The organism is Vibrio sp. OPT18 (assembly GCF_015163615.1).
Classification (GTDB): Bacteria; Pseudomonadota; Gammaproteobacteria; order Enterobacterales; family Vibrionaceae; genus Vibrio; species Vibrio coralliirubri.
Genome location: NZ_JADDYK010000030.1, coordinates 1 through 22,110, shown reverse-complemented (window position 1 = coordinate 22,110; position 22,110 = coordinate 1). Strand labels below are relative to the sequence as shown.

The following is a 22,110-nucleotide window of genomic DNA, read 5'->3' as shown; positions in this document are numbered from 1 at the left end:
CACGACACATCGTGGGCTTTCATATATTCATGTTCAACTGAAAACGGTGAACTACACAGGCTCTTCCATCAGAAGCTTAACACCCAGCCCAACCAGCACCATGCCCGTCACGCCTTCCATCCACTTCATAAAACTCGCGTTTTTGAGCAAATTTTTAGCCGAGTTAAGAGCGCCAGCCAAACCACATTGCCATACCATCGCAATCATAAAGTGTACCGAAGCCATCAACATAGATTGCAATAAAGGCGAACCTTCAGGGTTTACAAATTGAGGTAAAAAGGCCAAATAGAAAACCGCTGTTTTGGGGTTAAGAACGTTAGACAAGAAGCCTTCACGCAAAGAACGCTTGGCACTGTATGCTTGCTGTGCTTGTTCACCAACCTTCAAACCGCCACCGTTTTTCATCAAAGCTCGTAAACTGCTTAAGCCAAGCCAGATGAGGTAAACCGCACCCACCATCTTAACGGCTTGAAAGAGTTCAGCGGATTGGGCGAGGATTGCAGAAATACCTACAGCAGAGAATAGCGCGTGCACATACAAGCCGCTACAAATACCAAAGCTCGTCATACAACCGTCAGCTAAGCCAGAGCGGCTGGTATTACGAATCACCAAAGCCGTATCTAAGCCCGGCGTTAGCGTTAAAATAGTGATGGCAATTAGAAATGCCTCAAAGTTCAAAATATCCATATCATTGTCATTCTTGTTCAGCGATCTATCATCAATACCGTGTATCTGAACAATTCGCAAGCAACAATTGCCACCAGCTATACAACTCACTGATTTTGTGCACAATAGAACAGTTTGATTTGTTAAGAAATAGTAAATTCAAGGCATCGTACCGCCTCATGCTTTTCTCGCTATATCTTCGACTGCGAAGGTCGGCGTCATTAAAAAGCAGAGCCATAATCAAAGTACACGAGATGAACCTTAACGCTGACACAGCCCTAAGGATCATTTGAAGAAACCAAATTAAGAGTAGTCAAATGAGCGCATTCAAAAAACTAGTCGAACACTCTCAAAAATGTTCACGCTTTCAACACCTAGCCTCTATTTGTGGTTGGGACCAAGCTTCAATGATGCCAGCAGGTGGTAACCAAGCTCGTAGTGAAGCAATGGCCGAGCTTTCGGTTCATATTCACGGATTAATGACGCAACCTCAGCTTGGTGACTGGATTGCAGACGCCGAAAACGAAGCACTGAGCAACGATCAACAATCGTCTCTACGTGAAATTAAACGCCAATGGCAACAAGCTAACCTACTTCCTGAAAAACTGGTGGAAGCAAAATCTCTAGCAGGTTCAAAATGTGAACATGCATGGCGCAGCCAACGTGGTAACAACGACTGGGTTGGATTCGTAAAGAACTGGCGTGAAGTGGTTGAGCTATCTCGTGAAGAAGCTCAGATCCGCGCAGATGCCGCTAACTTAACGCCTTATGATGCGATGCTGGATATCTATGAACCGGGCACCAGCTCTGCTTCACTTGATACCCTATTTGCAGACGTTAAAACTTGGCTTCCAGGTTTAATTGATGAAGTGATCGAAAAACAATCGAGCGAGCAATTTAACGCACCATCTGGCATCTATTCGACCGAGAAACAGAAAACACTTGGTTTAGAAGTCATGAAGCTGCTTCAGTTCGACTTCGAACACGGCCGCTTGGATGAAAGTGTCCACCCATTCTGTGGCGGCGTGCCTTCAGACGTACGTATCACAACGCGCTATGACGAAGCTGAATTCGTTCAATCATTGATGGGGATCGTCCACGAAACTGGACACGCACGTTATGAGCAAGGTTTACCAAAGCACTTAGCAGGCCAACCAGCGGGCGAAGCGCGCTCTATGGGCATCCATGAATCTCAGTCTTTGTTCTTCGAGATGCAAGTTGGCCGCAGCGACCCATTCATCGGACACTTAGCAAACTTGGCGGGGCAGCAATTCTCAGGCTCAGAGTTTGAAAAAGAGAACTTCCAGAAGATCTACACGCGCGTGAAGAAAGACTTCATCCGTGTGGATGCTGATGAGCTCACCTACCCTGCACACGTTATCCTGCGCTACGAGATTGAGCGTGACTTGATCAACGGCAAGATTAAACACACCGACGTTCCAGAGTTATGGAATACCAAGATGCAGTCATACCTTGGCTTAAGCACTCAAGGCAATTTCACTAACGGTTGTATGCAAGATATCCACTGGACAGACGGCGCATTCGGTTACTTCCCATCTTACACATTAGGCGCGATGTACGCGGCGCAGTTCATGGCTTCAATGAAGAAAACGGTAGATGTGAACTCTGTGATTGAAAGTGGTGACCTATCACCTATCTTCACTTGGTTAGAATCGAATATTTGGAGCAAAGGCAGCCTGCTGACCACCGATGACTTGGTGAAAGGCGCAACGGGCGAAACCTTAAATGCGCAATACTTCAAAGATCATTTAAGAAGCCGCTACCTTTAATGGAATAAATCGATAGAGGCTGATCAGTTGATTGATTCAGCCTTTTTAATCACATTTCAAAACATACTTAGGTTGATTTGAAGGCTTTATCTCTTCATCGAACTTAACAATCACGGAATATCCTGGTACCTGCTAGCACGGAGTTGGACAATAATGAGATAGAGTGAATACTTTAATTAGCTAAAATCAAAATCGAAAACAATCTTTATTTGCTAACCTGAAAGTGATGACTTAGTTCTTGATGACCTTTAGGTGTAATAATTACTTCACGGTATCCCTGCACTCGTTCTATCCAATTATGCGTTTCAAGAAATTCAAATAACGATGCTCCTAAGAATCCGCCAAGGTGAAACTTCCGTTCACTCCAGTCTAAGCATGGACAGCATTTTTTACGCTTAGTTTTTGCTTCAAGGCAAATACCGAGCTTTAGAAATTTATCCCTTCCTAGCAAGGATAAATCACTTCCATCGCTTTCAAGCCAACCATGTGAAACTAGTGAATCGTATAACTTGACTGCTATGTTTCCAGCTAAGTGATCGTAACAAGTTCTTGCCTTTAGTAGCTCATCAGGAACTTTCGAACGTGAGGGGTTGCTTGCTTGAAAGGTAATCCCCATCATACTTTCCAGTAATGAAGCAATCTTATTGTTAGACAAGCGAAAATATCGATGCCGCCCCTGAGATATGCATATCAAGAGGTTAGCTTTGACTAAACGTGACAGGTGTGAACTGGTTGTCGATGCTGCAATGTCAGCAACAGCACTTAACTCTGTCGCTGTCCATGCCCTTCCATCCATTAAAGCACACAGAATTTTCATCCTAGAAGCATCAAACATGGCTGCTGCTAGTGCTGCCATGTCTGTTTCTTGATTATAGTTTTCTAGCTCACCAGAAAGGTTATCTTGCTGCCTCAAATTTTGCGCACCTATGTATCTATGGTAGATGTAATCAATGTATAGTGATTCGTGACAATGTTCAATTTCACTACATCATCCATGAGCTTCGATACTATCTTTAGGGGCTTCATTGCGTTTGTTCATGCCATAATCTCTCATAACACTAGCCACCCTTAGTCTGTAGTCTTCAAATACTCCACCACGCCCTTTAGCTTGTGCAAACCTATGAGACTCTAATGCACGCCATTCATGAATAGCTTGTTCATTTTCCCAAAACGATAAAGAAAGAACCTTTCCATCATTGGTCAGGCTTTGAAAGCGCTCAACGGAAATAAAGCCATCAATATCTTCTAATTGTGATTTTATTTTATTCGCGATATCTAAGTACTCTGCTGTTTTACCCTCAGCAATCTGAACTTCAAAAATTACAGCAATCATATTTTTTCTCTTTAATCGGGCTTAATTGATTGGGCCACTCTAACAGACAGATTCCTTGATACTTCGCTAGTGGTCGAAGTATGGATGTATTTATGTCTAAACCCTGACATCTCCATCTTTACTAACTCACTTTGGGGAATAAATGAGTTACAGCTTCCCCTAAATCAACAATTCAGAGATAACTAAAGTTATCGAAAGTCGCTTAACGTAGCGGCCAGTATTGATGGTGCAGATCACTGACAAGTATACGGGTCTTCAGACAATATGCTTTTTCAAATATTTAAAATCATGTTCTCTACTGCCTCTCAATAAAAAAGCCCAAACAAAGGGTTGGGCTCAATTCAATAATCATGAAACCATTGTCACGGTGGTTATATTCCGATTAATTTCCCCAGATTTGGCTTACAAACTCTGGATGGTCAATAAACGGATTACGATTCCCTTGAAAATCATGCACCGCCTTATTCCGATCGATTTCTTTTTGACTTACTGGATCATCAGAATGCCAACGCTTTAGCATAGTAAGTAGCCAAGGTTCAAAAACAGTTGTATTGGTTCCATCTAGAACCGCATCAGAGCTTGTAGAGTTCCCTTCCCAATTAGCGATTTCATTTTCATAGCGTGTTGCCATGTAGAAATATGCTCTTGCGAAATCACCTTTAAATTCATCAATTGGCTCAAACACCGTACCCACATAACCAAGAGAGTTCGCTGCATTGCCTAACTTAGAACCATTGCTTGATGTGTATGTCGCGCTACTCACCTCACCAAATGGCCAATTACTACGTTTCGAGTTAACGTAGCCGTCAGTGGCAAATAAATGGTGACCGTCAGAGTTCATTGGTTCGACTTTCCCACCAAACCAGCTTTTCGGGAATGAGTGCTCACGGTTGTAGCAATCACCTTCTTTTCTGTATTGACCACATTGATCGGCCACCTTAGTAAATTGGATTGAATCTAAGCCTGAAGGTTTCTCCGAATACATATCGAGAATCGACCCATCAGTGTCATAGTATGCGTCTAGGTCAGCCTCAGACACCAACCTCCAAATAGCGGTGTAACCCTGACTACTATGATTATCAATAATTTGATATAAGGCCGTTTTTAACGCAAAGCCCACTTTGCCTTCAGCGTCTTTGTAATACTCACCTAACACTGGAGGTTCAGTTGGTGGTGTAGTCGTTGAGCCACCAATCGTAAATTCTGTACTCTGACTTGCTTGGAAATCACTACCAGATGCCACAACGGTTCCATTTACCGACAAACTGTATGAACCATTCCCCACACTGCAGCACATTCCATCTCCATAAGAGTCTGAGACTTCTAGGGTGTAGTTACCATCTGCTAAACACATTTCCACTTCATTGATGGTGTTATTTTTATAATCTGAACCAGAATAAAGATTTTGAGAAACTGAGTTTTTGAGAGACCAACTGGTTTCAGAACCATAGTTATCCGTAACTAGCGTGAGTGCGGCACTTGTGTCATTGCAGCTTTGTGTTGGTGGAGACTCCGTAGGCTGAAAGTTATCTAAATACACAACTTCCGAACCATCAAAACCTGCATCATCATAAAATCGTACGCCCACAACGATATCTTTAGTGCTCGTAGCGCTGTACGAGTGAGTCAATGCTTGCCACTGATTCGTTAAACCATTATTCGAGTAACCTAAATAGCCATCAACAAAAAGGCGAGCTTTCACGTTGCCTTCCGTGTGGTAAACATCGACAGAGAAATCATAAGTTTTCCCTTTTTCAACACGTATCGTTTGAAGAAAGTCGGTATTACTTTGAGTACTTGTATTCACTGTTACTTGTGCTGAGAAACTGCCGTTATTTACAGGATCGGTAGAGAGCGAAAGTGCAATGCCGGAGTCAATCACACTCCAACCAGATGGTACGTTTCCTTCCCAGTTTTCGAAACTTCCATTCTGTATTTGCGCATGCGCACTCGCTGAACAAAGTAATGCAACGCCACTTAGTGTTATTATTCTATTTATCATATAACCTTCTGTTTAATGGGATAAAAACCAACTAAGCTTAGAAAGTAATCAAAAAATGAATGGAGGTATATATCACATTTATAAATGTAAGCATTATGGGTTTTATTAATATATGTGATGTAAATCAATATAACATCGACCTGTTAAATAAAGGAATAAAAAAGGCTGAGCAGATTATCTGACTCAGCCTTTGTACTTTTCAGAACTAGATCATTTATCGCCAGTGAGCATAGCGAAGAAGAGCTGTCTCGATTCTGGTGTATTGTCTCTGTGGGTTTCGTATTTTACATGCGTATTTGCATCAACAGCTTTTGATAGCTTGATGCTCCAAAGTGCTTTCATTTGATTCGGTACAATTGAATATCGGACATCGATAATACGAAGCTCGTCTGTTGGGTCCTGAGCAATATAACCATTCGAGAACCAGCGGAAACGTTCAATGTCTTTGGCTTGTTGGGAATCTGGGTCTAGCCAAGGTAAATCCCTGCTAACATTCAGTTTCGCAATCGACTCTCCGAGATATACATTTACCGATGTGCCAACCCGCACTGCGTCTACATGATATTGAGCCTCTGTTTCGTACACCACTTTCCACACCAAGATATTAGCGAAGCTTGGTTTTGCCTCTAATCGAATCGGTGTGTGTTGCCTTTCTTGCGCTAATTGCCACCCAACCGCCTCTGCCCTGTCTCGTTGAATCATCCCTAATGTTGGATAAATTAGCGCCCAAGCAAACGCGACACGCGCGAACCAAGGCGCTCGTTTCAACGTTGCAAACACAAGCAATACTAGGATGGGAAGCGTATAAACAGGATCGATGATTGAGATGGTGTTCCAAGCAAAACGCGCGTTGGTGAAAGGCCAAAGTAACTGCGTGCCATAAGTGGTACAAGCGTCTAACAGTGCATGAGTGCCATAACCCAGAGCACAAAACAACCAACTTTGTTTGAAAGAAAGCCCACGCCTTTTTGCAATCAGGTGATGCAGAACCAAGGCACAGATCAAACTGCCAATGGGGATAAAGAAGAGTGAATGGGTAAATTGTCGATGAAACTCCAAAGCCAACAAAGGGTCACTTTGAGACTTAATCAGTGCATCTAAATCTGGCGCTAACCCGGAGAGCAACCCTAATACCCCAGCAACAACCAAATGTTGTTTTTTGCTGGCCGATTGTGACAAAGAAGCGCCTAACACGCCCTGCGTTAAAGGATCCATAAACCACTCATTGATAGCATTCCGTTGAATCAAACAAGATACATTTAGCTATAGCAGTGAATTGTTCATAACTAAACGATTTTATCAATATACTCATGTACATAGCTGTATAAGCATAGACCGATAAACAAAAAAGAGCGGTTATGAAACTGCCCTTTTCTAATTATTGGTGGTTGATCAATTTATTCGTTTTTGTTCTATATATTCACACTTGAACGATCTTTAATTAACGAGCCACCATGCTTGCTGCGATAACCACCAGCAATACTGAGAAGATTTTCTTAATCGTTGGAACCGGTAAATGGTTGGTAGCTTTTGCGCCCAACGGAGCCGTAAACCAAGAAGTGCACACGATACCCAGCAGCGCAGGCAGATAAACAAACCCAGCAAAACCGTCTGATAGAGCAAAGTGGCTGCTGCCTGAACTGATGTAACCTATCGAGCCAAACAACGCGATCACAATGCCACAAGCCGACGCGCAGCCAATCGCCTTTTTCATATCGACAGAGAAGAACGTTAATAACGGAACCAACAATGCACCGCCACCAATGCCTATCATGGCAGACAACCCGCCCGTAATGGTTGTCAGAACAGTGAGCACGCCTTTGTTCGGTAGTTTTCGTTCCTTAGGGGCATCATTTTTGCTGCTTAAGAACATCTTGATCGCAATCAGAACCACACTCACGGCAAACACAATACGAACGACTTTTTCTGGCAACAGAGCTGCCATAAAGCCACTAACCAATGCACCCAGAGCAACACCAAGCATGATCCAAGGTGCCAAATCCCAAGGCACATTTCCATTCTTATGGTGAGCAAGAGCAGAAGACGTAGAGGTGAACAGAATCGATGCCAACGAGGTAGCGATCGCCGCGACAACCACTTGGTCGGACGGAAGAACTTCTAAATAAAGTAAAATGCTGCTTAACACGGGAACAATGATCAGCCCTCCGCCAATACCTAACAAACCGGCTAGAAACCCAACACCACTGCCCAGTAACGCACAGTAGAAAATCAACAACAGCAATTCACTCATTTCATCCATCTCTTAATTAAATTAATCGTCTTAAATAACACATTATTAATGTGGTTATATTTCCATCAAGCTAATTAATATAACTGACACCGGCTTAAATATTCAAACAGAATAGATCATGAATATTCCTCATGTTGAATGTGAAGTAATACCATTGTTAATGGTCAACCTATCCACGTATAAAAACCTTAAGCGATTAACTTTATACGACATTAATTCTACTAAGTATTAATTTCAGACAGCATAGCCTTCGATTCTTAATCCGGTCACAAGCAAAAAAATAAAAGCCGTTTTAATACTAAAGACCGAGAGAATCAGAAAACAAATTGGGATACCAAATCAGCATGAATAAAGAATTTAATTTTACGATTAAGAGCATTAGCCTCGACGAAAACTACCAGCCTGCAGACAGCACGCGTATCACAACCAACTTTGCTAACCTGGCTCGCGGTGACAGTCGTCAAGCGAACTTACGTAATGCACTACAAATGATCGATAACAGTTTCAACGCGTTAGCACACTGGGACAACCCTAAGGGCGACCGCTACTCTGTTGAGCTTGAAATCATTTCTGTTGATATGGACATTGAAAGCAACGGCGAAGCATTTCCTTCAATTGAAGTGCTGAAAACCAATATTGTAGACCGTAAAACTAACGAGCGTATTGAAGGCATTATCGGAAATAACTTCTCTTCTTATGTTCGAGATTATGACTTTAGCGTACGTCTATTGGATCATAATAAAGGCCAAGATAAATTCAGTATTCCAGAAGATTTTGGTGATTTACACGGCAAACTTTTTAAATATTTCGTTAACTCTGACGCTTACAAAAAGAACTTTAATAAACCACCTGTTATTTGCTTAAGCGTGTCAGATAATAAAACCTATTACCGCACTGAAAACCAACACCCTGTATTAGGTTTTGAATACCAACCAAATGAGTCTTCTTTAACTGAGCAATATTTTAAGAAGATGGGCTTACAGGTTCGTTATTTCATGCCGCCAAACAGTGTTGCACCTTTGGCTTTCTATTTCTTTGGTGATCTGCTGAACGATTACTCTAACCTAGAGCTTATCAGCACCATCAGCACCATGGGTACGTTCCAGAAAATCTACCGACCTGAGATTTACAACGCGAACGCGGTTGCGGGCAACTGTTACCAACCAAACTTGAAAAACTTGGATCACTCGCTGACTCAAATTGTGTATGACCGTGAAGAGCGAAGCCAGCTAGCGGTTGAACAAGGTAAATTCGCAGAAGAGAATTTCATTAAGCCATACCAATCAGTTCTAGAGAACTGGTCGGCAAATTACGCACTTTAATCGTCTATTGCGCTCTCAAACCACCCAAGGATAGGCAGTATTATTATGAAAACACTATTACCGACTTCAACAGCGGGCAGCTTGCCGAAACCGTCTTGGCTTGCACAACCAGAGACGCTTTGGTCACCATGGAAACTTCAAGGCGATGAACTCACAGATGGCAAACAAGATGCGCTGCGTGTCTCTCTGCACGAGCAGCAGCAAGCAGGCATTGATATTGTGAGTGACGGCGAACAAACACGTCAGCACTTTGTAACGACCTTCATTGAACACTTGAATGGCGTTGATTTTGAAAAGCGTGAAACCGTTAAAATCCGCGACCGTTACGATGCAAGTGTGCCTACAGTGGTTGGCCCTGTTTCTCGCCAAAAATCCGTGTTTGTTGAAGATGCGAAGTTCTTACGTCAACAAACGGATCAACCGATTAAATGGGCTCTGCCGGGGCCTATGACCATGATTGATACACTTTACGATGCGCATTACCAAAGCCGTGAAAAACTGGCGTGGGAATTTGCGAAGATCCTCAACGAAGAAGCGAAAGAGTTAGAAGCAGCAGGCGTTGATATTATTCAGTTCGATGAACCTGCGTTTAACGTGTTCTTTGATGAAGTGAATGATTGGGGCATCGCGTGCTTAGAAAGAGCCATTGAAGGGCTTAAGTGCGAAACAGCAGTCCATATTTGTTATGGCTATGGCATTAAAGCCAATACGGATTGGAAAAAGACATTAGGCACCGAGTGGCGCCAATACGAAGAAGTATTTCCTAAGCTGCAGCAATCGAATATCGACATTATCTCTTTAGAGTGTCACAACTCTCATGTACCTCTTGAGCTACTTGAACTGGTGCGAGGCAAGAAAGTGATGGTTGGTGCGATCGATGTGGCAACCGATTCAATTGAAACACCAGAAGATGTGGCTAACACTCTACGAGAAACACTTAAGTACGTTGATGCCGATAAGCTCTACCCTTGCACCAACTGTGGCATGGCTCCCCTACCTCGGGACATTGCTTCAGCTAAGCTGAATGCGCTCAGTGCTGGCGCAGAGATCGTTCGTAAAGAGCTTTCAGCGTAACGCTTTCCTAAAGAACAAAAACTATGCCTTTAAGCCTAAGTATCACATCGATGCTTAGGCTTTTTGTTATGTGAGTTAATGAACTTTATACGTGGCTGTTACCAGGTTTTATCTAGGTCTTGAGCATACAAAGAGATCGCTCGTTGGTACTCTTTGATCGCCTCACTATTGGTCGTAGAAACCAACAGCTCAAGTAGTAGAGACGTCGCCTCTTTATGGCGACCTAAATTGTACAAACACATTGCGTAGAAAGGTTTCACTTCTATCGAGTCAGGATACTCAGCCATAGTCTGTTCGAAATAGCCTAAAGCCTCTGCATAGAGACCAAGGCTTCGATAAGTACTCGCCAAGCCGAACAACGCATCAAAACGCTCTACTGAAGAAAGCACGCCAGACAGAGACAATACATAGTGCTCAATCGCCTGTTGCTCTTTGCCTTGGTTGTCGTAAGACCACGCAATCTGTAAATGAGCTTTCGCCGCATAGTTTTCATCAGTGAGTAGCGTTGCCAACAAGTCACGCGACTCTTGATACTTTTCTTCTTTTCGCAATTCGATGGCTTGTTTGATAGTGGTGTCCATAACTCTCCCTGACGCTTAAGCGCTGTGCTATGCGTTCATTTCTTCGAACATCTGTTTGTAAGACTGAGTTTGCTGTGCCGATTGAGTCAGCCCGAATTTATTGGCTAACAACTCAAGTTCACTTTTATACGCAGACAACTTAGATTCATCGTCCGTCATGATAGCAAATTCGGCAAAATCACCGATACCCGCAAGAGAATCGACCGTGATATGGAACTCTCCAACAAAATAGATACTGCGAGTTTTTTGCGCTTCAAGAATCACTTCGTATCCCAGGTTCTCTAGCATACTCTTCGCATTCGACGCATCGGTGATGTTTGTCGCTTCACATCGATCAGGCTCAGGGCCTTTTACGATCCATAGTTTGATGCCCGACGGCTCCATAGTGCGAATACACAAGCTTTTATTCTGAGCCTGTAAGCTTCTATCAGGGCTATCGAAATACCAATCACATTCCTGATTGTCTTGCAGCATTACTTCATGAGGAATTAGGTTCAAAGTTTTCAAGAACTCAGACTTAGAGCTAAGTCGATACTTCAGCTCAACCTCATATTTGCCTTTGAAATGGTCGTTGGTCATAAGATCGCTCGGTGCAAAAAAGGCGATACTAGCACACGAACCGCATCCGAAATACAAACTGACGCACAACACAAACTAAAGCAGTGGAACTACGTTCGACACGCTAACACACGCTGCCATTCTTCTTGGCTCATAGAGCCTTTAGAAAGGTAAATATTGTGTTTCTGCATTGCACCTTTCGTGTATGAAAGCTTGATGAATGATCCAATGTCAAACGGAAGAAAGCTGCGCTGTAAAGCCACATCGCAAGCAACGCCGTTTAAACGTACATGACCGTTCATGATTTCAAATGAGCTATCTCGAAGCTTCCACCACAACATTAGAATTTTTATTAATGGAGGAGCACAAATTATCAGCCCTATGGTTAGCAGCGATGAACGATCACCGTCTGATATCCAATAGACAAGACCTAGTGCAATAACAATAAGCAGCAACTCTGAAAATAAGTATTCAACAAAATTTAATTGGATACGGTTACCCATGACACCCTCTCAATGATGGTCCTAAAAGCAGCTCCATTTCAACGAGCCCTTTCACTTCAGACAACTTAGTAAAACCTTTTGCTTGATAAAGCTTAATCGCGGGATTCTCACTGAACACGCGCAACACTAACTGAGCCGATGCTTGATTGTTCGCATGTTCGATCACTAAATCTAAACACTTAGCACCAAAACCTCTGCCTTGATGTTCAGCTAATATCTGAAAGTCTCTGAGAAACGTGGTGCCACGGGTATAGCTGAAGCGGATGACACCAATACGGTTACCACCGACATAGACTTCGTAGTTATCCAGCTCATCCCAGCTTCGTAAAAACTGACTATGGCCCCAAGCGATGCCGCGAGCCTGATAGTAACTCGCCATATTCGTTTTGGTGATTAGCTCAGCGAATTGAGGGTCTGAACCTTTGACCAGCTTTACTTCCATATTGTTTCCTTTGTTTTCAAATCACATCTGAATACGGCATAGAAAAGTGCCAGATAGTTTGAATCACTTTGAAGAGCTAACCATTGATTTTAACAATCGCACCGCATTTTGGTAACTCACCCGTGGGTTGTTTCCCCAGTACGCCAAGGCGTAAACACCTAGGATCTGTGAAGTCCAAAGCAATGCCGATATCAGACAAGCGCTATAAACCTCGGGGAGCATAGCGATTGCCTTGTGATATTTTTCATCTGGAATTGTCCCTTGCACTTCCATGATGCTCAAGGTGACGTTAATCGGTGTATAACCTACCCAAAATAAAACCCATGAGCCAGCAGCAACAGGAGATAAAAACAAAAACGGTTTTAACCATCTGTGGGGAAACAAGAAATATAAAAGCATGAACACATACAATACACCAAGAAACAGACTCCAAGAGCGCACATTAATATTGGCAATCCAATAACTTTCCTTTGCATACATAAACAAAACAACGGCTCCCAAAATACTCGCAAACATAAGTTTGCCGATATTGGTCGTCTTCTTTATCCGAAATAGTACATAACTTAATATGGTAACCAAGACGGCAAACCACGCCATAATGTCCCAATTCATTAAAAAAAAGCGTGGCGCGTAAGTGTTGTTAAGTATTATAACGCCCAGCAACACTCCGATTGATAAGTAAGCGATGACCAACCGAACCATGAACCAACCTAACTTTTTCATTACTTCATTATTCATCAGCACCGATCATCCCCAATTTAAAACGAAAATAGATAATGCCTCTAAAGCAATCACCTTCTACAAGTGCGCTTCGAAAGTGCCAAATGTTGGATATCATGAAAATTGTCCTTTACTCATCAACGCCAAAACTATCACCCAGCTTTTCTATAAACCAACTTCCTTGGCACGGTCCATTGGTTAAGTGCCATCGGCCGTCAAATCTATTGCCACTGCCATGTGCGGAAAAACGATAATCCCATTGGCGATGTTTAGCATATAAACGTAAGTCGCCGCTTTCCGTCACCCAACCCTCTAACGGTGTTCCATTGTAGGTAAGCCTTAGGGTAACTTTGCCCTCACGAATAGTTCCGGTAATAGTTGTGCGTTCACACATATTATTGCCAGTGGTGTTAATGCGACGGCCTAGCCACTCACCGTCGAAATCGGTAGAAGGAACAAATTGGGGACTATCAGGAAGTTTAGGAAAGGACTCGGAATTACTGGACCCGAACCACTGAAGCTCACGACCAACAAGGAAGAAGACAACAAAGCCGATTGATATCGCTATCACAAATCCCTTTTTCATGAGCCTCTTCCTAATCCGCTGACCTTAAGAAAAGAACCCTAACATAATGAAAAGTAATAACTTACCATCAACTTAATTAATTTTGATATATTCCACAAATTGCATTCAAATGTTGAATATAGAGAAAGCGGCATCGTACAAAAATGCCGCGCATTGAGAATCAATGATGTGCAGAGCCGAAAGATCTGCACAGAAAAGCCTAACCTTCTAGGGCATTGCGCCAATACTGAACGGTTTTCTCCGACACCGAGCCTGTCTCGCTCGCCGCTGATACTAGATAGTCACATAACCGAGTTGCGACCTCTTCATTACCTAACAAGTATAAACTGCGAATGGCTCGCGTTAGCCTTAACTGGTTATGGTCATGATTCTTTAGCCATACGTGATTCGCCGGGCTAAGTGGCAACGATGAAGATATTTCATTCCCGTTGCGCTGCATGCCCCAAAACTCAAGCATCAGGTCAAGTACTTGTAGATGAGCTGTGCGAAGCGCTTCTGAGTCAGCAAAAATCGCCCTGTCTTCTTGAGTAACCAACGGTGCATGTTGATTAAACTTAGTCCCCTCATCAATTGGGAAAAATACTTGAATGTACTTATGGTCATGCTCCAACCAAAAATGATTGTAAGCCAATAACTGTTCTATATTTCGACCAAATTTATCCGGCGCTTCACCAGATATAAAGCGAGCAATCTCACTCATTTTAAAATCCTACTGACTATAAACCCCACTTGTGGGCGAATGCATTATTACGCAGTAAGCCGTGAAAAGCCTAGTCCTTTACGTTGTAAGTACCGATTTGGCTTAGAACTCCACGTCCCACGCGTTAGGAATCGCTCGTGAAGAAAACACAACGCACCCGCTGGCGTTACCTAGAGGCAGGAACGGCACTAATGTGGTGTATAAAGACTATGCATGAACTTCAATTTTGGTTGGCGTTGGCGTTGCGTATGAGTTTTAGACTTAAGCCAGCAACCAGTGTGTTAATAACTGAGTACTAAAACCTGAACGACTAAAAGAGGTAGGTAAAATAAGCACCGAAGGATTACATCTTTCAACGAAAAACCCTTCAGAAAGCGTCCTTCGGTGCATTGAATTTCAAGAGACTAGCGCAAGCGTCTCAACACAACCTGCTGGTCGAGCTCATTCTGATAGTCCGTGTAATCAAGCCCTTGATCAAATATGTACTCAGTGACAAGGGTACGAATGCACTCAACCAATGTGCTTGCTTGCCAAGGCTTTTCAAAGTAACGGTCGATGCCTGCTGCATTAATCGCATTGATGGTATCAGTATGAGTGGCCTGCCCCGTAAGAAGAATTTTCTTTGTATTCGGAAAGCGGCTGTCATGGAACACTTCAGTGAGTAACTCCACACCCGTTTTTCCTGGCATCACATGATCAGACACGATGACGGTAATGTGTTCGCCTTCTGCGTCAAGTTCATCAATGAGATCAAGCACTTCTTGCGCTGATTCACAATCTTCAATATTCAGCCAACTCGCCAGCGGCTCTAAATCTTGTATCACTGCGCTCAGTACTTCTCTCTGGTCATCGACACAGATTAAATTAAGCTTCTCCATGTTCACCCTCTATTGGTAACTTGATTCTAAATACAGTTTTAGAAGCATCACTTTTCACAATGATACTTCCGCCATAACCTGCCACAATCCGCTTAACTACTGATAAACCCAAGCCCAATCCAAACGATAGACCACCTTTTTTAGTGGTGAAGTTGGGCTGAAATATCTTTCTACGAGTCGCCTCATCTATCTCAGGGCCGTTATTCGTGATCGTAACTAATATTCTTTTCTTACTTAATCTGGTTTGAATTTCTATTGTGGCATCGTCTGAATTCGACATTGCATCACAAGCATTCTTTACAATGTTGACCCAAATCTGAACGAGCTCTGTTTTCGAGCCTTTAAAAGACGGTAAATCCGCAGGGCTCAATCGCACAGACACTCTACGTAACTCACTTTGTAACAACGATAAGGCATGGTTAATGGAGTCGTTAATATCAACCGCTTCTTCGGTGTCGATATCCGTTCTGCCAAGTTGTTTAACCGATTTTACGATGCCGACGGTGTGTCTAGATGCCAAACGTAGATCATGTAAATCACAGCCCATCTGCCAAAAACGAATCGCTTCTTCTGGGTTTTTCAGCCAATGTTTTGAAATAACGTCTGTTGCAGATAAAGCGTCAATTGGAATCGCCTTTGCAAGAGAGCGAGCAATGTTTTTGTCTAAACCATATTTTCTTTCAAATTGTCGCCCACGTGTTCGTGCTTCTAACGACGATGTTTTCTGACCATGCATTAACCCAAAATCGAAAAATTGACTGGCTTCTGGATGCACTTCTTCAAGCAGATCCATGATGACCGTTTCAAGTCGACCAGATTTACTATTTACTACACCAATAGCGTTGTTAAGTTCATGAGCAATCCCGGCAGCCAATTGCCCCAAGGTCGTCATTTGCTCAGCAGTATGTAACTTCTCTAGCGCTTTTTGTTTCGCGATCGCTTCCTGTGTTGCGCGGCGTTGACGACGCGACAACTCATTGACAATCACAGGTGTGAACTGTGCGGTAAGAGGACCAAATTTACGTTCATCTTCTGCAGGCGTGTCTTTATCGATCCACGCTAACTCAACATCGGTTTTAGCAACAACCGTTGAAGATGCTGTCCAATTACCTGAAAAGAAGCTATGAACGCCTATAAAAGCCCCACTACCCGCGCTAAATACTCGCACTTGCGGTGTATTCGCATCGGTATAAAACCCTTCCAGCTCTCCACTAAACACATAATATAAACGAGTGTTTAACGCTGATTGTTCAATAATGGTGTTACCGGCGCGGCACGTCACCCGACGTTCTGTTTGGTTAAAATAGCGCTCGATAAGTGCTTCTAACTTATGTTGATACACGTATCGTTATCCTATGTGACCAATTGAATGTAGCAGCCACACCATAACAAAACTCAGTAGCACACCAACCACACCTAAAATAATACCGATTCTGGCCATTTGATTACTTTGCACATGACCCGTGGCATGAGCCAACGCATTCGGTGGTGTACTGATTGGCAGCGACATACCTAATGAAGCGGCAAAGGTCACAACCAGAATTAACGTTATCTCACCGCCTAGTGGCGTGAGTGAAGCCATAGACGAACCCAATGCAGCCATAATTGGCATTAACAAGTTGGCCGTTGCGGTATGAGACATAAAGTTTGCCATTAGCAAACACAAGAACGCCGCTCCGAACAACACCACATAGGGTGAGTAAGCATCAAACGGAATACTGTGTACCACGAGCCTTGCTAAGCCAGTTTTATCGAGAGCTAAACCAAGCGCGATACCACCTGATACAAGCCACAGTACGTCCCAAGAAATCTTTTTCAGGTCTTCTTTATTGATGATCCCTGTGAGTGAGAACACAGCGACAGGAATCAAAGCGACGGTATAAGAGTTCATGCCATGGCTTGAACCCATTAACCAAAGAATGATGGTCAGCGCAAAAGTGACGTACACCGCAATGGCTTTTGGCGTTTTAAGGAATTTACCTTTAATACTTAGTTCGATTTTCTTTTGGTCAGCTTTGTACATAAAGCCGATTAAAAACCACGCTAACGCCATCATAATAACGACAAACGGCACACCAAATGCCATCCATTCGCCAAACGTAATGAGGTTATCTCCAACTAAATATTTAAGTGCGATAGCGTTCGGGGGGGTGCCGATCGGGGTACCAATGCCACCGATGTTAGCGGCAACAGGGATACAAAGCGCAAACGCTACACGACCGGGGTCTTTCGGACCAAACACAGCCAATACCGGCGTTAAAATAGAGAGCATCATTGCCGTTGTTGCCGTGTTAGACATAAACATCGAAAAGATACCAGTGATCAACATTAAGCCGAGCATCACAAACTTTGGATCTTGTCCAAATGGCTTCAACAACACGCGAGCTAAGTTTACGTCTAATCGATACTTAGTGGCGGCCATCGCTAAGAAGAAACCACCCAAAAACAGCATGATGATTGGGCTGGCGAATGTCGCCATGATGTCGCTGTATTTTAACAACTCACCAAAATGTTCCTCCCCATGCTCAAACCTTAAAAAGATCAGCCCTTTATCCGACAACATCAATAATTGCAGAACGATAATAACAACAGACGTCGCGTAAATCGGGATAGGCTCGAACACCCAGCACAATGCCGCTAATAAAAAGATCGCAATAACGCGTTGTTGAATAATCGTAAGGCCTTCAAATGGAAACGCTGATAGCGGCATTACGAGGATAATGAAAGGAATTAAAATTGGGATAATGTATTTAATATAGGGGCGCATAGCACAAAAACTCTTCCTGAGATAACAACTACTTAGAAATTAGATTTACAGCTCTAATTTAGATCCGACAACGAATTATCGAGCTCTTATCGCTATCTCACTATCAGCTAGATCAATGATTACGTGATCGCGATACCCCCAGTTTCGTTTCTGTGCGCTATCTCAATGTTTGTATGTCTTTTATTGTTGAAATTAAATTCAGGAGAGTGATTTCTACGTTTCTAGTCATGTCCATAAATTGAGGGCCACTTCTGATAAAAACGCGGAACAAGCTCGTTGGGTTAGGTATGCCTGAAATTTTTCGTATCGACTAGAACCCCACCAAACGGGGTGGCTCTATCTCTAAATTTACTGTTCTAACAAACGACACTGATACTCTGCGACACATTTTAGCTCTGCTGCATGTTCAGGGAATCGTTCGTGAAGAAAGCACAATGCATCCGCTAGCGTTATCTGGTGCAGGTTCAATGTATACCCAAAAACCAATCGGTGGATATTGTAATAGAGCTCATCTGAATTATCTGAGCTTTGACACTGCGCTAAGATAGCTTGATCAATCTCATCGTCAGGATCTTCCAAAGGGCTATTGGCCTGACGATAAAGATTAGAAAGCATTGCGTCATATTGCTCTTTCGACAAATCTTCCTTGCAACGCATTATCCACGTAAGCGTAATGAGGTTATGCCCAAAGAAACCAAACTGCTTTAAGCACGCTTGTAATACCTTATCGAGATCTACGACTTCGTTTATGTCAGTGTTTCGGTCGCCATCAGAACGGGTCGATGTGACAAATTCAGTGAAGCGGTTAAGGAATACTGGCACTTGAGACGGCTCTAACTCACGGTAAACACGATTCAGCGCCAATAAGATAGTCACATTGTGGGAAAGGTATTCGCTGGTTTGAGAAGCCTGAGCAACGTAATGCGAGAAGATGTCTTGAAAGCCCTTATTCTCATACCACTGCATTAAAGCAGCATACGCCGCTGGGTATACCCCATTATCCAATATCCTTTGAATACGAAAATCCGTAAACTTTGGCGCTTGCACCGTTGCAGAGTACTCGCCTAAAACTTCAATCTCAGTTTGGTTTATCAGCTCACTCGCTTTAAGCCACACATTGTCTGATTTAACGAAATAAGCATTCAGATAATTCGCAGCCAAATAAGCTTTTAGAGAATGAGGTTGATGGATGCTGGCACTGCTATAAAGTGCCTTTTCCAACAGTTGGTCGCTTGTCATGTTTCCTCCGTGAAACTAAGACCGAATAGATTTGGTTGTTTATATGACTAGCATCTTTGACAGGCAAATCGAACGGTCTACACCGACATATTTTCCATACGCACTGGATTCTGAGTAAGCGTGGTGACAATAAAAGGCCACCGCTTTTGAGTTCATTCTACGTGTCGACAAAATAGCTTTTCGATACCCTTTTTCAATCGCAAGACATTCGAGTTGTTTCAATAAATATGAGCCAGCACCGGCTTTGTTAGAGTACATCCGCTTAAGTTCACAAACTTCACTTTCATGATATCTAAATACCCCACATGCCACAGCGGTATCATTCAGATACACCACGATGCATCCATCTTTTGATGGGTCAAAAACGTCAGACGAAAATGAGCTTTCACCTGTGTCATTAGTAATCTGGCGAAGTGACAAATTCAGCTCAGCGATTAATGACTGAAAATCTCTATGATTTGGTTCTACTTTCTTATATTCGAATTCCATACCTGCCACGCACACCGAATCAATCTTAAATTTTTGTTAGTCCTCAAATCCCAACTCTTTGCGCATCGTCTTGATTATCAAGTTTCTAGTTTCAACTAAAGATGCTCCCAGCTCATTCATCTGAATTTTACTCGGAGTTTCGAAGTTGAATTGACCAGTAATAAAGGATTCCGGAGTAAGAGATAGCTGAATTTCCTCTATCATCTGAGGTTGTAAGCTCATCATAGCTTGGTATGTCCCCTCAAAATCATCTAACAGTAAAGCTAACTGATTACTACATACAATTCTAAGACTAACAAGCTCATTCGTAGCTTTCATAAACCCGTCATTAATGCCTTTGGTGAAAGCATTTAGTGTTTGCTGATATTCGACTAGAGCTTCTGGGGAAGAATGGGCTTCATAGAGTTGACGTGAAGCGTTAGGCAGCGTTTCAGTCAAATATTTATCGTAGTCCTGTCCCGCTAACCTCGCGGCTTCTTCCATTTTCTTAAAGTACCCCTGATACTCTTCTTTTCTCGTATCAAATAGCTTTTCTTCTCGTTCTCGCTTCACTTTATATTTATGTAGGAGAAACGGGAAAAGACCTGACGACAACAAAACCATGAATGCTGGAACAACGTATTTTGGTTCGATCCACATAGATGCAGTTGAACAGACTTCCTCTATAGCCATTTTTTACTCCTGAGTACCAACATCCCGAAAAGGTGTGAGTGAATGTGTACCATTCTGGGATGAAAATACAGTCCAAAATTAATGATTGACGCTATAATCGTTTTTTATGGTCAGGGAGGCTAATCAGCTAAAACAGCCCCTATCTTAGCTACTATTTCATCTGGACCGATTATTTTTAGTGATAGTTCTTCGATATTATTCCCAATAATATCGATTTTTATTTGTAGTGCTTCATCTTTTGAAATAGCAGACTCAACTGTTTCTTTAATTCCTTCAACTGCTGCTTCTAACATTGCTTTTTCTAGTTCATTTTGAATATTGGCTTCCGTCATCGGTTTGCCATTTATAGTCATTTCAACTTGGAACATCTTTGTATCCTTTTAAGTAAGTTGATACTTCTAATAATATTAATAAAGCTCATAGCGCCAAATTAAGATGTGAACAACGCAGAAGCCTTACCTAAACTATTTTGTGTTTTAAACACTAAACTTGCTTAAGGTAAAGGCTTCAGCGTTGTGAATCACTCTTAAATACTTTATTTAATCACTTCTTAGTACTCAACTTTTTTGAGTCTTCTCTCGGCAGTATCTTTGTAGAAGTTATCCTGACCATTAGACTTCTCAATGATAGCATTTAACCATAGGCGAGTATTATCCCATTGCTTTGCGCTCCAATAAGCTTGAGCAATTTGATATCTAAAGGCTTGCAAAGTAGGTGAATTTGGAAACTCATTTTCTAGTGAAGTAAAAGTTTCTAACACTTGTGGCATATAAGTATCAAAGTCTCGTTTTACTCCGTAAGATGAGCCATATTTCCCTCGCTCTTCCCAACCAAGTAGAGTTCTTAATTTTTCTTCATGCGCAATTCTAGCAGCCTTTGAATTTGGAAACTCAACAATAACTTTATCGTACCACTTATTAGCAGCCTCTACTTTTGGAATCCAGCTAGAGTCAATAACAAATGTATTAGCTCGGTCATCAGCCCAGAAGTCTGCATGCTTAAGATATGAGGCTGCAATTGCATTATCCACACTCTCCTTAGCATTCTCGCCAACAATTTGAGATAGCTCTTCAAGGCGGCCTTTTACAAGTTTAGCTTCGGGCGAACTCGGATAAATTTCTACTAATTTTTTCCAAGAACTTAAAGCTGGTGATACTTGATTATTTTCGAAAGAGATGTTGCCAAGTTCATAGTATGCTTTAGCTTTCACTTTACTGTTTGATTTACTGAAGATCACATCAATTAATTCTTCTTTAGCTTGTGCATGCAAGCCATGTTCGGAGAGCAGGTTCGCCTTATCTATAGATGCAGCGAAAACACTAGAGCAAGACAACGCGATAGTTAAAGCTAGTACAGCTTTTTTCATAGTTAAACACCTTTAAAAATAAATTTTACAGAACATCATGCCAAGAAGTTTTCTAGCTGTAAATTAGAACTGTTAGGGGCGTTGTTGATCAAATCAGCTTGAAGATCAACGATGCCATATTTGACTAGCCGTTAGCTTCTAACGGGCATACCTAGTCCTATGACTTTGTTT

24 protein-coding genes are annotated in these 22,110 nt (G+C 42.4%); 3 read left to right on the top strand and 21 right to left on the bottom strand.

Features of this window, described 5'->3' with window-relative positions; genetic code table 11:
- Positions 1 to 51 precede the first annotated feature (51 nt).
- Complete coding sequence (locus IQQ51_RS06170) at positions 52 to 687, bottom strand: LysE family translocator (RefSeq protein ID WP_193840606.1); 636 nt, start codon at positions 685 to 687, stop codon at positions 52 to 54.
- A gap of 296 nt (positions 688 to 983) precedes the next feature.
- On the opposite strand from IQQ51_RS06170, the gene IQQ51_RS06165 reads away from it, so the two are divergent.
- Complete coding sequence (locus IQQ51_RS06165; protein WP_193840605.1) at positions 984 to 2,456, top strand: carboxypeptidase M32; 1,473 nt, start codon at positions 984 to 986, stop codon at positions 2,454 to 2,456.
- 205 nt (positions 2,457 to 2,661) lie between these two features.
- Here IQQ51_RS06165 and IQQ51_RS06160 read toward each other — a convergent pair whose 3' ends face one another.
- The 5 genes from IQQ51_RS06160 to IQQ51_RS06140 form a co-directional block, all read right to left on the bottom strand.
- The gene (locus tag IQQ51_RS06160) at positions 2,662 to 3,312 is read right to left on the bottom strand and encodes an ArsR/SmtB family transcription factor (protein ID WP_193840633.1); all 651 of its coding nucleotides are present in this window, start codon (positions 3,310 to 3,312) and stop codon (positions 2,662 to 2,664) included.
- A 132-nt stretch (positions 3,313 to 3,444) separates the two neighbouring features.
- Positions 3,445 to 3,789, bottom strand: coding sequence for an antibiotic biosynthesis monooxygenase family protein (locus tag IQQ51_RS06155; protein WP_081229650.1), 345 nt, complete (start codon positions 3,787 to 3,789; stop codon positions 3,445 to 3,447).
- Positions 3,790 to 4,171: 382 nt separating this feature from the next.
- Positions 4,172 to 5,791: an endonuclease gene (locus IQQ51_RS06150; protein ID WP_193840604.1), complete on the bottom strand. Its 1,620-nt coding sequence runs from the start codon at positions 5,789 to 5,791 to the stop codon at positions 4,172 to 4,174.
- A 210-nt stretch (positions 5,792 to 6,001) separates the two neighbouring features.
- Positions 6,002 to 7,006: a metal-dependent hydrolase gene (locus tag IQQ51_RS06145; RefSeq protein WP_193840603.1), complete on the bottom strand. Its 1,005-nt coding sequence runs from the start codon at positions 7,004 to 7,006 to the stop codon at positions 6,002 to 6,004.
- 226 nt (positions 7,007 to 7,232) lie between these two features.
- Entirely contained in the window at positions 7,233 to 8,042 is an 810-nt protein-coding gene (locus IQQ51_RS06140; protein ID WP_029235341.1) for a sulfite exporter TauE/SafE family protein, read from the bottom strand.
- A gap of 344 nt (positions 8,043 to 8,386) precedes the next feature.
- On the opposite strand from IQQ51_RS06140, the gene IQQ51_RS06135 reads away from it, so the two are divergent.
- Positions 8,387 to 9,364: a DUF1852 domain-containing protein gene (locus IQQ51_RS06135; RefSeq protein WP_029224214.1), complete on the top strand. Its 978-nt coding sequence runs from the start codon at positions 8,387 to 8,389 to the stop codon at positions 9,362 to 9,364.
- A gap of 45 nt (positions 9,365 to 9,409) precedes the next feature.
- On the top strand, positions 9,410 to 10,438 hold the full coding sequence (locus tag IQQ51_RS06130) for a methionine synthase (RefSeq protein WP_193840602.1): 1,029 nt from the start codon (positions 9,410 to 9,412) through the stop codon (positions 10,436 to 10,438).
- 98 nt (positions 10,439 to 10,536) lie between these two features.
- Here IQQ51_RS06130 and IQQ51_RS06125 read toward each other — a convergent pair whose 3' ends face one another.
- The 15 genes from IQQ51_RS06125 to IQQ51_RS06055 all read right to left on the bottom strand — a co-directional run bounded on the left by IQQ51_RS06125 (position 10,537) and on the right by IQQ51_RS06055 (position 21,939).
- Positions 10,537 to 11,019, bottom strand: a complete 483-nt coding sequence (locus tag IQQ51_RS06125) for a tetratricopeptide repeat protein (RefSeq protein WP_193840601.1) — start codon at positions 11,017 to 11,019, stop codon at positions 10,537 to 10,539.
- Positions 11,020 to 11,046: 27 nt separating this feature from the next.
- Complete coding sequence (cyaB, locus tag IQQ51_RS06120; RefSeq protein ID WP_086969717.1) at positions 11,047 to 11,598, bottom strand: class IV adenylate cyclase; 552 nt, start codon at positions 11,596 to 11,598, stop codon at positions 11,047 to 11,049.
- Between the two features lie 89 nt (positions 11,599 to 11,687).
- The gene (locus IQQ51_RS06115; RefSeq protein ID WP_193840600.1) at positions 11,688 to 12,080 is read right to left on the bottom strand and encodes a hypothetical protein; all 393 of its coding nucleotides are present in this window, start codon (positions 12,078 to 12,080) and stop codon (positions 11,688 to 11,690) included.
- Entirely contained in the window at positions 12,073 to 12,522 is a 450-nt protein-coding gene (locus IQQ51_RS06110; protein ID WP_193840599.1) for a GNAT family N-acetyltransferase, read from the bottom strand. The genes IQQ51_RS06115 and IQQ51_RS06110 overlap by 8 nt, the downstream gene beginning before the upstream one ends.
- 63 nt (positions 12,523 to 12,585) lie before the next feature.
- A complete protein-coding gene (locus IQQ51_RS06105) occupies positions 12,586 to 13,260 on the bottom strand; it encodes a hypothetical protein (protein WP_228012700.1) in 675 nt (224 codons plus the stop codon).
- A 112-nt stretch (positions 13,261 to 13,372) separates the two neighbouring features.
- Positions 13,373 to 13,828: a hypothetical protein gene (locus IQQ51_RS06100; protein WP_193840598.1), complete on the bottom strand. Its 456-nt coding sequence runs from the start codon at positions 13,826 to 13,828 to the stop codon at positions 13,373 to 13,375.
- A 199-nt stretch (positions 13,829 to 14,027) separates the two neighbouring features.
- Positions 14,028 to 14,528 carry an opioid growth factor receptor-related protein gene (locus IQQ51_RS06095; RefSeq protein WP_193840597.1) on the bottom strand — a complete coding sequence of 167 codons (501 nt, stop codon included), beginning with the start codon at positions 14,526 to 14,528 and terminating at the stop codon, positions 14,028 to 14,030.
- Between the two features lie 404 nt (positions 14,529 to 14,932).
- Positions 14,933 to 15,406 carry a response regulator gene (locus IQQ51_RS06090; RefSeq protein ID WP_017070648.1) on the bottom strand — a complete coding sequence of 158 codons (474 nt, stop codon included), beginning with the start codon at positions 15,404 to 15,406 and terminating at the stop codon, positions 14,933 to 14,935.
- Positions 15,393 to 16,748 carry an ATP-binding protein gene (locus IQQ51_RS06085; protein ID WP_050650637.1) on the bottom strand — a complete coding sequence of 452 codons (1,356 nt, stop codon included), beginning with the start codon at positions 16,746 to 16,748 and terminating at the stop codon, positions 15,393 to 15,395. The genes IQQ51_RS06090 and IQQ51_RS06085 overlap by 14 nt, the downstream gene beginning before the upstream one ends.
- A 6-nt stretch (positions 16,749 to 16,754) precedes the next feature.
- Positions 16,755 to 18,173: an SLC13 family permease gene (locus tag IQQ51_RS06080; RefSeq protein WP_048613999.1), complete on the bottom strand. Its 1,419-nt coding sequence runs from the start codon at positions 18,171 to 18,173 to the stop codon at positions 16,755 to 16,757.
- Positions 18,174 to 18,521: 348 nt separating this feature from the next.
- On the bottom strand, positions 18,522 to 19,412 hold the full coding sequence (locus IQQ51_RS06075; protein WP_193840596.1) for a hypothetical protein: 891 nt from the start codon (positions 19,410 to 19,412) through the stop codon (positions 18,522 to 18,524).
- 39 nt (positions 19,413 to 19,451) lie between these two features.
- Positions 19,452 to 19,901, bottom strand: coding sequence for a GNAT family N-acetyltransferase (locus IQQ51_RS06070; RefSeq protein WP_193840595.1), 450 nt, complete (start codon positions 19,899 to 19,901; stop codon positions 19,452 to 19,454).
- A 36-nt stretch (positions 19,902 to 19,937) separates the two neighbouring features.
- A complete protein-coding gene (locus tag IQQ51_RS06065; protein WP_193840594.1) occupies positions 19,938 to 20,573 on the bottom strand; it encodes a hypothetical protein in 636 nt (211 codons plus the stop codon).
- A gap of 119 nt (positions 20,574 to 20,692) precedes the next feature.
- Entirely contained in the window at positions 20,693 to 20,941 is a 249-nt protein-coding gene (locus IQQ51_RS06060; protein ID WP_193840593.1) for a hypothetical protein, read from the bottom strand.
- A 182-nt stretch (positions 20,942 to 21,123) separates the two neighbouring features.
- A complete protein-coding gene (locus IQQ51_RS06055) occupies positions 21,124 to 21,939 on the bottom strand; it encodes a tetratricopeptide repeat protein (RefSeq protein WP_193840592.1) in 816 nt (271 codons plus the stop codon).
- Positions 21,940 to 22,110 lie beyond the last annotated feature (171 nt).